We start from the raw sequence: 12,266 nt of genomic DNA, 5'->3' as shown, positions 1-12,266 counted from the left end.
GCGGCCCACCTGGCTCTGACCGTAAAGGACATTCATGTCGCCATTGCCCGTGTCGAGGCAGCAGGATGGAAGGCGAAAGGTAATCCGCTGCCGATCCCGGGTGGCCCACGGAAGGGAACGTTGGTGGCCTACGTTTCAGGCCCCGATCATATCACGATAGAGCTTATGCAGCCGACAGCCCGTTAATGGGCCGGCAGCAGCTTTGCCACCTAATCATCCTTTTCGAAAGCTGGCGGTGCAGCGGGCAGGGCAGAGGCTCAGCACCTTCTCTGCTGCAATACTGAATGGATGGCAGAAGTTGGGGAGCCGGAAAGAGGCCGCGAATGACCGCAAGTGGGTCTTAAAGGCGGTACCGTTTACCGCACATCCTTCGGGGCGAGCCTAACGCCCGTCCATGCTAGAACGGGCGGCACCTTAAACCTGACGTGCGGCGGCAATATCACCGGGGGAAATGGATCCCACAAAGCTTATTGCCATCGGGGTCGCGAAAATAGGCAAGTTCGATCGTCCCCATCGACGCGGTCTCGCGTGGGCCAGGGGGAGCTTCGATCGAGGTGCCGCCATTGGCCACCGCGGCATCGTGAAGCTGCTTCACTTGCTCAGGTGAGTTGCACGAAAAGGCGACGGTACTGCCGTTTGCGACGGTCGCAGCTTCATCGTTGATCGGCTGGCTGACGATGAAGTTCGTTCCGTTGCCATTATTGTAGATGAGCCGGGTGTGGCCGCTGTCGGCGATATTTCGCATCGGTTCACCGACTCCGAGTGTGCCGAGCACCGTATCGTAGAATCGCTTCGATCGTTCGATGTCGTTCGATCCGACCATGGTATGAAACAGCATGCTTGCTCTCCTGCTTAAGGCGTTATTCAATAGATACGGGTGATGTGGACGCTACGGGCGGTCATCCAGTTCCGGAACACCGCTCTGCCCGTCGGTGTAGGCAGCCATGAAGGCCGGCCGGGTCTGCCACCGCTGCCAGAACGCGTCGATATGCTCAAAACGCTCGTCCAGCGGGGTGGCGTTCACCGGGTATTTAGAGAACGCGATCGCGGTGGCCAGCGTGATGTCCGAGAAGGTCGGTTGGCCTCCGCCGAGCAGCCACGCCCGCCCGTCACCAAAATGCCGGTCGACCAGTGCAGCATGCGCAAGGGCCACCTTGCGCGAATGCTCACCCCATGAGGGGTTGTGCGTCAGTTCCAGCTTGGGCCCGAGACCCTGGTGCAGGACGTGGAAGGCGGTGACGATCGGATAGAGGATGTGGACCCAGACCCGGTTGTCCCACATCTGGTCGAGGCCGCGCTCGATCGGCGTCTCGCCCATGATCTTGCGGCCTTCGAAGCTGTCGTCGAGGTAGCGCGCGATAGCCGACGTCTCGCTCAGGAATGACCCATCCGCCAGCACCAGCGTCGGCGTTTCACCCCACGGGTTCATCTTCAAGTGTCGCCACCCGCGCTGTTCACCCCCAGGCGTCATGTCGTACACCGTCTCGGCAAACCGGTCGGCGATGCCCTTCTCGTGCATGAAGATGCGCAGCCGCTGCGGATTGGGGAAGGCGGACGGGGAGGTATAAAGCGTCAGTTTGTCTGCCACCGAGGATCTCGCTTTCATCGATCACACCACCTGCCTGTCAGATGACAGGTATCTATTTGAAGCGTAAATCTTGCCTCGTCAATCCCTGTCTGGCATATGACAGGTGGAGGCGTGGCGATGGCGGCAGCGACGAAGGAGAATGCACGGGAGGCCATCCTGCTGGCCGCACGCGAGGCGGCGATGACGCGCGGCTATGGCGGCATCAACTTCCGCGACCTCGCCGCGAAGGTCGGCATCAAGGCAGCCAGCATCAATTATTACTTCGCCAACAAGGCGTTGCTCGGTGAGGCGGTAGCGCGTCGCTACCAGGAGGATATCGCCCGCGATCTCGAGGCAATATCCGCCGGCGCGCAGGACGCCAAGGACGCATTGCGGCGATACCCCAGCATCTTCCGGGCGTCGCTGGAGCGTGACAATCGGATGTGCCTCAGCAGCTTCATGGCGGCCGGGCGTGACGAGCTGCCTGAGCCGGTTTTGCAACAGGTACAGGCTTTCGCCGACATCAACGTGGCGTGGCTCAGTAAACAGCTTGCCGCCGCAGCGATTGGCTTGCCTGAAAGCGTCGAGGCAAGAGCGCGAGCAATCTACGCGGCGGTTGCCGGCGCGCAAATCATTGCCCGCAGCAGATCCGACATCGCCGTGTTCGATGCTCTGATCGAAAGCTACCGCGCGGCGGGGCCGCTCCCCAGCTAGCTCCTTATGCGGTCCTAAGTCGCGTAGCTGCACGGTCGACAGACATGAACCAATGACCAGTATAGGGATTGGCGGGGTGAGGGCTAAATGACCGTTTCTGGGCCTACCGCGCGTGAGGTTGTGCGGGCTGGCGTCAAAAGCGACCCTTCCGTTGTCGCCCACACCCGGACGTCCGCTGGGCAATTCCGCTCTTGGATGCGGTCATGCGTTCATCCCGTCAGTTTGACCACATAGCTTACGGTTCGTATATGTTTCGTACGGTTTGAGGCAGGGGCGGATATGGGCATTGTGAAAATTGAAGACAGGCTGCACGAGGAGGCTCGCAAGGCCAGCACTGTTATGTGCCGCTCCATCAATGCGCAGGCAGAGTTTTGGATGAAGATCGGTATGCTTGCCGAAAGGAACCCGACCCTGTCGTTCAATGAGATCGTCAAAGCACAGTTGGCCAACGGTCCTGTTCGCCTCGCCGAAGCCGAAGCCGCCTGACATGGTGAAGACCTCTGACGAACTTGCACTCATGCGAATCTCCGGCAAGCTGCTTGCCTCGGTCTTCGAGATGCTCGACGAGCAGGACCTAGACGGAATGTCGACGCTACAGATCAACGATCTGGTCGAGCATTTCATCACCGTGGACCTCGCGGCACGCCCGGCCAGCAAAGGGCAGTACGGTTTCAAGTTCGTCTTGAACTGCTCGATCAATGATGTCGTTTGCCACGGCGTGCCGAAGGGAGACGAGATCGTTCGCGACGGCGACATCATCAATCTCGACATCACGCTCGAGAAGAACGGCTTTATCGCGGATTCGAGCAAGACGTATCTGGTTGGCGAGGCACCGCCAGCGGCGAAGCGGCTGGTACGCGTTGCCCAGGAAGCAATGTGGAAGGGCATCGGCCAGGTTCGACCTGGCGCCCATATTGGCGACATTGGATTTGCAATCGAGCGTCATGCTAAAAAGCATGGCTACTCAGTCGTGCGGGAATTCTGCGGGCATGGAATCGGTCGCGAGATGCACGAGGAGCCGCAAGTCATGAACTTCGGGCGTCCGGGAACAGGTGTACGGCTACGCGAAGGCATGGTGTTCACAATCGAACCCATGGTCAACCAAGGCACCCGAAAGGTCTCTACGCAGGACGACGGGTGGACGGTCGTTACCAACGATCGAAAACTATCGGCCCAATTCGAGCATACGGTCGCGGTTACAAGCGATGGGGTGGAGGTTCTGACGCTTCGGCATGACGAGAAGTCGATGTCGGCGCGCGTGGCTTAATTCCGGAACGGCTGCATTCGCGGCCTATCTTCCTGAAAGCAGCGGGACACTTACCGCCCCATCACGACATTCGGGGCCACAAGTCAGGTGGCAAAAACGGACATAATGCGGAGATGAACGAACGGCAGAAGTTGGGGAGCGGGGAAGGGGCCGCGAATGCCTGGATGTGGGTCACAGGTCCCCAGTTGGGAAAGCCGGCCCAAGCAGAAACCTGTTCACTCCTCTAGGGCTGAGCGACAAAGTAGAGCCTCGGCTGCCGTGTCGGCGACGGCAAGCAGTCGCGGCTCGTCCCATCCTTCTCGCGCTGCAGCCGACAGGCCGAGCATTGTCGTAGCAACGTAATCTGCGACACGTCCGGAAGCTTTAATTCCCGCATCGTTCAAAAAATCCGCCACCCTACTGCGGTTTTCTCCCGCAATTTGTTTGGCTGCGATGCCCCAATCCGTTGTGCCCGCTTTTGCGTGTTCAAGGATCAGGCAGCCACGCCGCTGCGAACTAGTGGTATAAGCGTGCGCCGCAGCTCGCAGCATGTCGCCAAGCGCCGTCATCGGCGGTGCACCCGGCGTCAGGAAGCGGTCCAGCGGCACCACGGTGGCCGAGTAAAGCCTTAGGCTCTCTTTAAAGAATGCGGCCTTGCTGCCGAACGCTGCATAAAAGCTCGGCGAGGAAATCCCGATCGCCTCAGTCAGCGCGGCCACGCTGACGTTCTCATAGCCATGCTCATGAAACAGATGCTGCCCGGCCTCGATCGCAGCCTCAAGCGCGAAACCACGGGGGCGCCCCCGTTGTCGCTTATTTACATTAACGTCCATTACAGAAATCGCTTGCCTCTGAGAGTCGCATTTATATAGCGGGCATTAACGGAAATAGCGATGCCTCCGGATCGTCACGGTGCAGAGGCGGGCATTACATCGACGAACAAGGACACCCATGCCGCCCTCCTCCAACAAAATCGGCGTTCAAGCGGGCTCAGCGGCGCGCGCCGCACTCCCGATCGCGGCTCTTGCCGGCCTCGCCGCCAGTGGCTTCCTGTGCATTGTCACCGAGACGCTGCCTGCTGGCCTACTTCCGCAGATCGCATCCGGCCTGCGAATCTCCGAGGCGATCGCGGGACAACTCGTTGCCGTCTATGCGCTTGGGTCCTTGCTTGCAGCGATCCCGCTCACGAGCCTGACCCAAGGCCGTCGCAGACGACCGGTACTGCTTGCCACCATCATCTGCTTCGTTGTGGGCAACACGCTAACCGCTTTGGCCGGATCGATTACGGTCGTGCTGGTCGCGCGGTTCGTCGCCGGATGCGCGGCGGGTCTCGCTTGGGGAATCCTTGCGGGTTACGCGCGCAGCATCGTGCGTGCCGATCAGACCGGCCCGGCTATGGCCCTCGCCATGGTCGGCGTGCCGTTGGCGCTTTCACTCGGTGTTCCCATAGGCACCTTCATAGGCGGTTTGGTTGGGTGGCGCGGATCTTTCCTGATACTCTCGGCACTAAGTGTCGTGCTGATCGGCTGGATTATCTTCAAGGTGCCCGATGCCCCCGGGCGGAGGGGTGACGATCGTCCTTCTCTGCGCCGCGTCGTCGCGACACCGGGTATCATACCGATCCTGCTCGTCATCCTTGCCTGGATGACAGGCCACAACATCCTCTACACCTACATCGCCCCGTTCGCGACCGCTGCGTACGCGCGGGTCGATCTCGTCCTGCTTGCGTTCGGTATCAGCTCGCTCGTCGGCATTTGGATCGTCGGGCGACTGGTCGATCGGATGCTGCGCATGCTGATATTGCTCGCGATCGGATCGTTTGCGGCCATCGCAGTTCTTCTGACGTTTGCCGGTGGGCAAGGCCTTGCGATCTATGCGGTAGCCATCGTCTGGGGCCTTGGCTTCGGTGGTGCCGGGGCGATGATGCAGACGGCGTCGGCGGACACAGCAGGGGACGGCGTAGATCTGGCGCAGGCGATGGTGACCACGGCCTGGAACCTGGCGATCGCGATCGGCGGGGCGCTGGGCGGGGTGCTCCTCACGACGGGAGGGACCACGCTGCTGCCACCCGCTGTCGTCGCGCTGACCCTGATCGCCTTCCTTATCGCGCTGGCCGGACGCCGTTTCGCCTTTCCACCGGGTCACCGCTCAACGTCGGCCAGCTAACTCTAAAATACTCCATGAATACCGTCCCTATTTGAAAAGCCGGCCGGACATCGAGTTGGAATTGGTTCAGTACTCCTCCGCTACCAAGATGAATGGGCGGCAAAAGTTGGGGGGCGGTAAAGGGGCTGCGAATGTCCGGGATTGGGTCGTAGCGAAACAAAGCGCTGTTCGTCTAGGGTTTGGCAATCGTCATGGTCTCTGTCGAAGGGTTACAGCGGATCGGCATGATCCTACATCAGTAGCATGCAGCCTGACACGAACGTCCGTACGATCCTGAGAACCGCGACGGCACGTCATCATCAGCGCGTCGATGATAGCTTTTCCGCTTTTACGCTGAGCGATCGCGTGTCCTACTGCCGGTTTCTACGTGCACAGGCGGCAGCGCATCTGCCGGTCGAGGAAGCGCTCGAAACCGGCGGTATCGGGTCGATCGTTGCTGACTGGGCGGCACGAAGGCGAAACGAGTATCTGCTGCTTGATCTGTCAGAGCTCGAACTGGATGTACCCGCGGCGGTGGGAACGCCCGTGCTGAATAAGCCAGCGGCCTTACTCGGGGCGCTTTACGTGCTTGAGGGCTCCCGGCTGGGTGGTACGTTACTCAGACGACAGGTCGCGCATGGCCTGCCGACACGTTTTCTTGACCGGAGTGATTCAGCAGCGTGGCGGGAACTGCTCGCTCAGCTTGATATCGAGCTGAATACGGCATTGAAACGCGAGACCGCTATCAAGGCGGCAGGCGATGTCTTTGATCTGTTCCATCTCAGCGCGCAGCTTGCCTCAGCGCCAGGATCCGCTTCGTAAGAGGAGGGCGATGGCCAGAAGTCCCAGCGTTCCGTCGCCCAAAACAAAGGCTTGACGGTATGACAGACTGACTTGGCCGTTCCACGCTACCTCCGTATAGCGATGATAATGCAGATGCCGCTTAAGACCGCCGCTGTTGGGCTGGACGTATCCGAGTGCGATCGCGAGCCGATCCATATACCGGGCAGCATACAGCCGCACGGCCTGTTGCTGATCGCCACGCGCGACGCATTGCGTGTCGTTGGCGGGGCGGGGCAACTTGAACAGATGTTTGGCCAGAACTGGCTGGGACGAGACATTGCATCACTTTTGGGTGAAGCCGCGCGCGAGGCATTGAAGGCCGCCACGAGGCCTTCCTGTCCACTTGGCGCTATTGGCGAAACGGGCTTGGAGGCAATCGGGCGCCAAGCCGGGGATCGCTGGCTGATCGAGCTCGAACCGGCAGACGAGCGGGCCGCCGAAGATGTTCTCGCCTGGATCGAGGATGTCGGACTGAGCTTCGAGCGTGCTGGGAGCCTGATCGAGCTTTGCGAGCGTGCCGCGGGATGGTTCAGAAACCTGACCGGTTATGATCGGGTGATGATCTACCGGTTTCTCGACGACGATTCCGGCGTGGTCATTGCCGAAGACGTGGCGGCGGGCCTGGCGACCTTTCACAACCATCACTTCCCGGCGTCGGACATCCCGCAACAGGCGCGCGCGCTTTACCTTCGCAACCGGGTGCGCGTCATTCCCGATATTTCCTATCAGCCGGCGCCGATCCGCCCGGCCGAATATGCCGGTGTCGATCTAAGCGATGTCGAGCTTCGCAGCGTATCACCGATCCACCTCCAGTATCTCCACAACATGGGCGTCGCAGCTTCGGCCTCGATCTCCATCGTCAAGGATGGAGTCCTATGGGGGCTTGTTGCGTGTCATCACATGTCACCCCGGAACCTGGGTGCTACTACGCGGCGGGCGGCATCGCTGGTTGCTGCGGGTCTGGCGCGACAGATCAACGCCAAGGAGCAGGCGGAGGACTACCGGGAGCAGTTGCGGGTCCGTGCCGATGAAGATGCCATCGCTGCGCGTCTGGCGACCGAAATAGATCCAGAGCAGCTCTTCAAGACCGCATCGGGCGACTTGCGCCGGATGTTCGAAGCGGATGCCTTTGCCATTCTGCACGGTGGCGTGGTCCATGAGGATGGATCCTGTCCGGACCGCGATGATATCCGCGAGGTCGCCGCATGGGTACGCCAGCAGGGGGCGGGGCCAGTCCACAGCAACACCCTCTCGGAAGATTTCCTTCCTGCTGCCGCCTACCGCGAGCGGGCAAGCGGTCTTCTCGCCATTACCCTGTCGACGACGGTGCCCACGATCCTGCTCTGGTTTCGCGCGGAAGAGCGGGAAGTCGTCGAATGGGCCGGAAACCCACACAAGGCGGTCAATCTGCAGTCAGGCGAGCGGCTGACGCCGCGTGCTTCGTTCGACGCGTGGAGTGAGGTGGTACGAGGACGGGCGCGGCCTTGGTCGCATGCCGAGATCGAGGCCGCCCGGCGTTTGATGGCCAGGCTCTACGAGGCAAGGCAGAACCGGCGCATCCGCGATCTGGCTGAAGACCTCAGCGTTGCCGTGGCGGACAAGGACCGGCTTATTGCGCAGCAGGAAACGCTGCTCAAGGAGGTAAACCATAGGGTTCAGAACAGCTTGCAGCTCGTCATGGCGTTTCTGTCTCTTCAGGCACGGTCGAGCGATGACCCGACGCTCGGTGCCCATCTTGGTGAAGCACAACGCCGCCTGTCCGCCGTCGCCCTGGTTCATCGCCGGCTATACAGCGACGACAATGTCCAATCCGTCGATCTGTCGCGCTATTTGAGCGAGTTGGTTGCTGACCTCAAATCATCGATGGGTCCCGACTGGGCCGACAGGCTAACGCTGGACCTCGCCCCGATCACGATCGCGGCCGACGATGCGGTTCAGGTCGGACTGGTGCTGGTGGAGCTGGTCATCAACGCGCAGAAATACGCCTATGGCGGTGAACCTGGTCCAATATTCATCAGTTTAGAGCGGCATCGCGCCCGGTTCCGCCTGATTGTGGCGGATCAGGGAGGTGGCAAGACCGGTACACGAAAAGGCTTTGGCACGCGGATGCTCGACTCGATGGTCAAACGACTGGATGGCGTTCTTGAGGATCTCGATAACGCGCCTGGCGTCCGGATGGTGCTGACGGCGCCGATTACACTGCCTGGTGCAATCGGGCGTGAGCCAGTCGCGCCGGACGCTCTTCGATGAGCCATGACGATGACGCCCACGGCGCGCCGTCGCAGGGTGCGTTCGACGAGCCCCATGACGGATTGCTCGGTCGCCCGGGTGAGCGTCACTGGAAGCAGAGCACGATCACGGACCCGTCACTCGATCATCGTGGCGGGGTATTCTTCGCCGCAATCGAGATGACCCGGATGCCGATGATCCTCACCGATCCCCGGCAAAGCGATAATCCGATCGTGTTCGCGAACAACGCCTTCCTCGATCTGACCGGATACGATCTGGAAGAGGTTCTCGGCCGCAACTGCCGGCTGTTGCAAGGTGCCCTGACCGACCGGGCCGTGGTGGCGCAGATGCGTACCGCCGTCACCGAACGACGCGCGGTCAGCGTGGAAGTCCTGAACTACCGGCGTGATGGTTCACCGTTCTGGAATGGCGTCTTCATCGGGCCGGTCTACGACGAGGCAGGAGAGCTCCTCTTCTTCTTTGCCAGTCAGCTCGATGTAAGCCCTCGGAAGGAGGCTGAGGGCAATGCCCTGCAAAGCCAGAAAATGGAGGCGATTGGACAGCTGACGGCGGGTCTCGCTCACGACTTCAATAATCTGCTCCAGGTGGTTAACGGCAGCCTGGAGCTGATGGCAGCAAGGCGCGAGGATGAACGTGCATTCAAGCGATACCATGAGGCCGCTGCAAACGCCGCCCAGCGGGGAGCAAAGCTGACAGCCCAGCTTTTGTCATTTGCACGCCGGAGCAGGCTCGAACCTCGTCGGATCGAGATTTCCAGCTTGATCTCATCCATCGTCGAGCTATTGGAATCGACGGTCGGCTCGCGGGCGGACCTGCAACTGAACCTTCGTCGGCGACTCCCTGACATCGAGGTCGATCCGGTTCACCTGGAAACAGCCCTGATCAACGTCGTGACAAACGCGCGTGATGCGATCGAAGCGGGTGGGACGATCACGATCGCGGCGTCCCTCCGTTCTGTAACCGCAGACGAGATAGCGGGGCTCGATCAGGGCGACCATGTTCTCCTCGAGGTTTCCGACGATGGTCACGGAATGCCGCAGGAGGTCCTCGCCCGAGCCCTGGAGCCATTCTTCACGACCAAGCCGAAAGGCGCCGGCACGGGGCTCGGGCTGGCCATGGCGCAGGGGTTCGCCCGGCAGTCACACGGGGTCATGACGCTCCAGAGCGGCGAGGGGGAGGGCACATCCGTGCGGTTCTACTTCCCGGTCGCATCGGATGAGGACCGCGTACATGCGCTCCTACCCGACGCCACTGCGTTCCAACCGGAGACGGTCGATACTACGAGGCCTCCCTTGATCCTGGTGGTCGAAGACGAAGAGGCGATTGCATTTCTGGCCGAGGAGACCCTGGCGGAGGCCGGTTACAAGGTAGCGGTGGCCCGTGACGCCGACGAGGGGCTGCGACGCTTCGACGAGCTGGAACAGAATGGCGGCGTCGACCTGGTGTTTTCCGATGTTGTCATGCCTGGGGTTCGCAACGGCTTGGCCCTTGCGCAGGAGATAAGGGCGCGCAATCCCGACGTACCCATTCTCCTGACCACGGGATACAATGACGAGATGTCGATACAGGGCCCCCAGCCTGAAGCCCTCGATGTGCTTGGCAAGCCTTACCGGAGCAGGGATTTGATCGCACGGGTGCAAGCAGCCCTTCGACGCCGGGAAAACGCTGGTACACCGCATCAGCCGTCTGACTTCGGCCATGCCCGCAGCTGACGCGTCAGCAGGTGGGGCAACCACTCTTTGGTTAGCATCTCCAGGCATATCGGGTTGTCGACAGCTGTATGGTGCTGTGGCTCCGGTAGGTTCGGCGCGAGCACGGTGAGGCAGGGCGGCGGGTTGGGGACCTGTCCAAGCCTACCTGATACAGCAGCATACGAGTTCGTAGGCATTGGCCAAGCTCGGTCGAGCCGCGCCGTGTGAAGGCGTGATGAGCTGTTATCGGTTCGGTGAAAATAAGGCTAAGCCAGCAGCCGGTGCTGCTCTAAACGAACCGTCAGCTTGTCATCACCTTACGCCGCCAGATCACCAATTTTGATAGTAGGCAGTCGTCGAACATCGACATGAACGAATGGCGGAAGTTGGGAAGGCCATAAGGCGCCACGAATGTCGGCTTGTGGGTCGTCGCTGACGCGGATCGGTCGACGGTCTTCTATGACGGTGGTCTCAACTAGCCTAGTCGCGCCGAACCTGTATGCCAGTAAGTAGGTCGCTGACGGGAGTTGATAATGGATTTGGTGTCCAGGCGGACGATGCTCGCGGCCTCGTGCTTCGGGACGCTCGCCATAGCCGTGGCGGCAGGTGCAACAACCGCGACAACGCCCGGCATTCTCGCCAACTTGTCGACCTGGATGGACCTGGCGTCAGTACCGGGCGCGAGCTGGGCAATGCCGGATGGGTCCGGCGCAATCTCGTCTGGTGCGGTCGGCTATGCAAAGGCTAATGCGGTGCCCGCGACACCCGAAACACTATTCGAAGCAGCATCGCTGTCCAAGGTGGTTCTGGCGGTTGCGGTTCATGACATGGTGCGGGAGGGCTTGATCGACCTCGACCGGCCGGTGGCGGAGCATGTCGCGTTCACGGATGATGCTGCGACGCGATCGATTACGCCTCGCCACCTGCTCTCCCACTCTAGTGGCCTGCCTAACTGGCGCGATGAAGCGGGCGAGCCGTTAACAGCCGCGTTCCCTCCCGGCACGCGATTCCGCTACTCTGGCGAGGGCTTCGTACTGCTCGGCCGGTTGGTCGAGGCAGTTACTGGGCAGACCGCCGCGCAGGTGGTGGAAACGCGGGTCCTGCGACCGGCGGGAATGAACCGAAGCACCTATGGATGGGCAAGGGGCACCGAGCCAGCAGTCGCGTGGGCGCACGACGGAGGCGGAGGTGTACTCATCGACAAAGGCCCGGCCGGCTATGCAATGCGTCGCGATGCTGGCCCGCCGAAACCAGTCGACCGGTGGACGCTAGGCGAACGGGAGAAAGCGGCCGTCGCACTTGGCAAACCGGCGATGCCAATATTTATGACGCCTAACATGGCGGCCGGATTGTGGACCACCGCCAGCGACTACGCGCGGTTCCTAGCTTTCGCACAGCGCTATCCGGGGCTCTCGACGAAGACCACTCGGGTGAAGGGAACACTCGACTGGGGGCTAGGCTGGGGAATGGAGAGTAACGGTGGGCGGCGTTTCGCTTGGCACTGGGGCACCAACGACGGCGTCGCGAACCTGTTCGTTGTGGACCTCGTGTCGGGCCTGGCGATCGTGGTCCTTACCAATGGCGACGCTGGGCGTAAGGTATACGAGCGTGCTGCGCGCACTGTCTTCGCACGCGAGTTCGATGCGTTCGCCTGGCTGAAGTGACCTCTGCCGGCCCATCCGGCTCTGCTTGCGATATGGAGAGGTGATCTTCCCTCGGTTTGGCGGACACCGATGATAGGCTTTGCGGAGTCAGGAGGTGTATGATGGCGAGTACGACGAAGCGTCGGTTCACGGACGAGTTCAAGCGG

Annotated in this window: 12 protein-coding genes; 9 read left to right on the top strand and 3 right to left on the bottom strand. The window is 61.1% G+C overall.

From position 1 onward, the window contains the following. Nucleotides 1-186, top strand: a 186-nt coding sequence (locus ASG67_RS19460; protein WP_414887545.1) for a VOC family protein, incomplete at its 5' end; no start/stop codon positions are given. A 253-nt stretch (nucleotides 187-439) separates the two neighbouring features. Here the strand turns inward: ASG67_RS19460 and ASG67_RS09945 are convergent. Together ASG67_RS09945 and ASG67_RS09940 are read right to left on the bottom strand one after the other, a co-directional pair. Next, nucleotides 440-838 carry a VOC family protein gene (locus ASG67_RS09945; RefSeq protein ID WP_056529305.1) on the bottom strand — a complete coding sequence of 133 codons (399 nt, stop codon included), beginning with the start codon at nucleotides 836-838 and terminating at the stop codon, nucleotides 440-442. A 51-nt stretch (nucleotides 839-889) separates the two neighbouring features. Then, a complete protein-coding gene (locus tag ASG67_RS09940; RefSeq protein WP_156460740.1) occupies nucleotides 890-1,588 on the bottom strand; it encodes a glutathione S-transferase family protein in 699 nt (232 codons plus the stop codon). 117 nt (nucleotides 1,589-1,705) lie between these two features. Here ASG67_RS09940 and ASG67_RS09935 point away from each other — a divergent pair, with 117 nt between their 5' ends. The 3 genes from ASG67_RS09935 to map all read left to right on the top strand — a co-directional run bounded on the left by ASG67_RS09935 (nucleotide 1,706) and on the right by map (nucleotide 3,548). Continuing rightward, nucleotides 1,706-2,281 carry a TetR/AcrR family transcriptional regulator gene (locus ASG67_RS09935; RefSeq protein WP_056529300.1) on the top strand — a complete coding sequence of 192 codons (576 nt, stop codon included), beginning with the start codon at nucleotides 1,706-1,708 and terminating at the stop codon, nucleotides 2,279-2,281. A 279-nt stretch (nucleotides 2,282-2,560) separates the two neighbouring features. Then, entirely contained in the window at nucleotides 2,561-2,767 is a 207-nt protein-coding gene (locus ASG67_RS09930) for a ParD-like family protein (RefSeq protein ID WP_056529296.1), read from the top strand. Between the two features lies 1 nt (nucleotide 2,768). Beyond that, the gene (gene map, locus ASG67_RS09925; protein WP_056529293.1) at nucleotides 2,769-3,548 is read left to right on the top strand and encodes a type I methionyl aminopeptidase; all 780 of its coding nucleotides are present in this window, start codon (nucleotides 2,769-2,771) and stop codon (nucleotides 3,546-3,548) included. Between the two features lie 215 nt (nucleotides 3,549-3,763). Here the strand turns inward: map and ASG67_RS09920 are convergent, their stop codons facing one another. Beyond that, nucleotides 3,764-4,360: a TetR/AcrR family transcriptional regulator gene (locus ASG67_RS09920; protein WP_056529290.1), complete on the bottom strand. Its 597-nt coding sequence runs from the start codon at nucleotides 4,358-4,360 to the stop codon at nucleotides 3,764-3,766. Nucleotides 4,361-4,478: 118 nt separating this feature from the next. Here ASG67_RS09920 and ASG67_RS09915 point away from each other — a divergent pair, with 118 nt between their 5' ends. From ASG67_RS09915 to ASG67_RS18305, 5 genes are all read left to right on the top strand, one after another. Then, the gene (locus ASG67_RS09915; RefSeq protein WP_056529287.1) at nucleotides 4,479-5,693 is read left to right on the top strand and encodes an MFS transporter; all 1,215 of its coding nucleotides are present in this window, start codon (nucleotides 4,479-4,481) and stop codon (nucleotides 5,691-5,693) included. Between the two features lie 243 nt (nucleotides 5,694-5,936). Next, on the top strand, nucleotides 5,937-6,494 hold the full coding sequence (locus ASG67_RS09910) for a biliverdin-producing heme oxygenase (RefSeq protein ID WP_056529285.1): 558 nt from the start codon (nucleotides 5,937-5,939) through the stop codon (nucleotides 6,492-6,494). A gap of 108 nt (nucleotides 6,495-6,602) precedes the next feature. Then, complete coding sequence (locus ASG67_RS09905; RefSeq protein WP_200940772.1) at nucleotides 6,603-8,765, top strand: histidine kinase dimerization/phosphoacceptor domain -containing protein; 2,163 nt, start codon at nucleotides 6,603-6,605, stop codon at nucleotides 8,763-8,765. Next, nucleotides 8,762-10,477, top strand: coding sequence for an ATP-binding protein (locus ASG67_RS09900; RefSeq protein ID WP_056529278.1), 1,716 nt, complete (start codon nucleotides 8,762-8,764; stop codon nucleotides 10,475-10,477). The genes ASG67_RS09905 and ASG67_RS09900 overlap by 4 nt, the downstream gene beginning before the upstream one ends. 512 nt (nucleotides 10,478-10,989) lie before the next feature. Then, nucleotides 10,990-12,120: a serine hydrolase domain-containing protein gene (locus ASG67_RS18305; RefSeq protein ID WP_082543431.1), complete on the top strand. Its 1,131-nt coding sequence runs from the start codon at nucleotides 10,990-10,992 to the stop codon at nucleotides 12,118-12,120. Nucleotides 12,121-12,266: the final 146 nt, after the last annotated feature.

It is taken from the genome of Sphingomonas sp. Leaf339 (genome assembly GCF_001426195.1).
Classification (GTDB): Bacteria; Pseudomonadota; Alphaproteobacteria; order Sphingomonadales; family Sphingomonadaceae; genus Sphingomonas.
Note: the sequence above shows the minus strand (reverse complement) of the source record. Positions and strands in the feature narration are given on the sequence as shown.

What these genes read in the sequence shown, in the direction of transcription:
- ASG67_RS09915 (WP_056529287.1), top strand. Translation starts at nt 4,479, where the DNA reads ATGCCGCCCTCCTCCAACAAAATCGGCGTTCAAGCGGGCTCAGCGGCG.
- ASG67_RS09900 (WP_056529278.1), top strand. Translation starts at nt 8,762, where the DNA reads ATGAGCCATGACGATGACGCCCACGGCGCGCCGTCGCAGGGTGCGTTC.
- ASG67_RS09945 (WP_056529305.1), bottom strand. Translation starts at nt 838, where the DNA reads ATGCTGTTTCATACCATGGTCGGATCGAACGACATCGAACGATCGAAG.
- ASG67_RS09905 (WP_200940772.1), top strand. Translation starts at nt 6,603, where the DNA reads ATGCAGATGCCGCTTAAGACCGCCGCTGTTGGGCTGGACGTATCCGAG.
- map (WP_056529293.1), top strand. Translation starts at nt 2,769, where the DNA reads ATGGTGAAGACCTCTGACGAACTTGCACTCATGCGAATCTCCGGCAAG.
- ASG67_RS09935 (WP_056529300.1), top strand. Translation starts at nt 1,706, where the DNA reads ATGGCGGCAGCGACGAAGGAGAATGCACGGGAGGCCATCCTGCTGGCC.
- ASG67_RS09920 (WP_056529290.1), bottom strand. Translation starts at nt 4,360, where the DNA reads ATGGACGTTAATGTAAATAAGCGACAACGGGGGCGCCCCCGTGGTTTC.
- ASG67_RS09930 (WP_056529296.1), top strand. Translation starts at nt 2,561, where the DNA reads ATGGGCATTGTGAAAATTGAAGACAGGCTGCACGAGGAGGCTCGCAAG.
- ASG67_RS18305 (WP_082543431.1), top strand. Translation starts at nt 10,990, where the DNA reads ATGGATTTGGTGTCCAGGCGGACGATGCTCGCGGCCTCGTGCTTCGGG.
- ASG67_RS09910 (WP_056529285.1), top strand. Translation starts at nt 5,937, where the DNA reads ATGCAGCCTGACACGAACGTCCGTACGATCCTGAGAACCGCGACGGCA.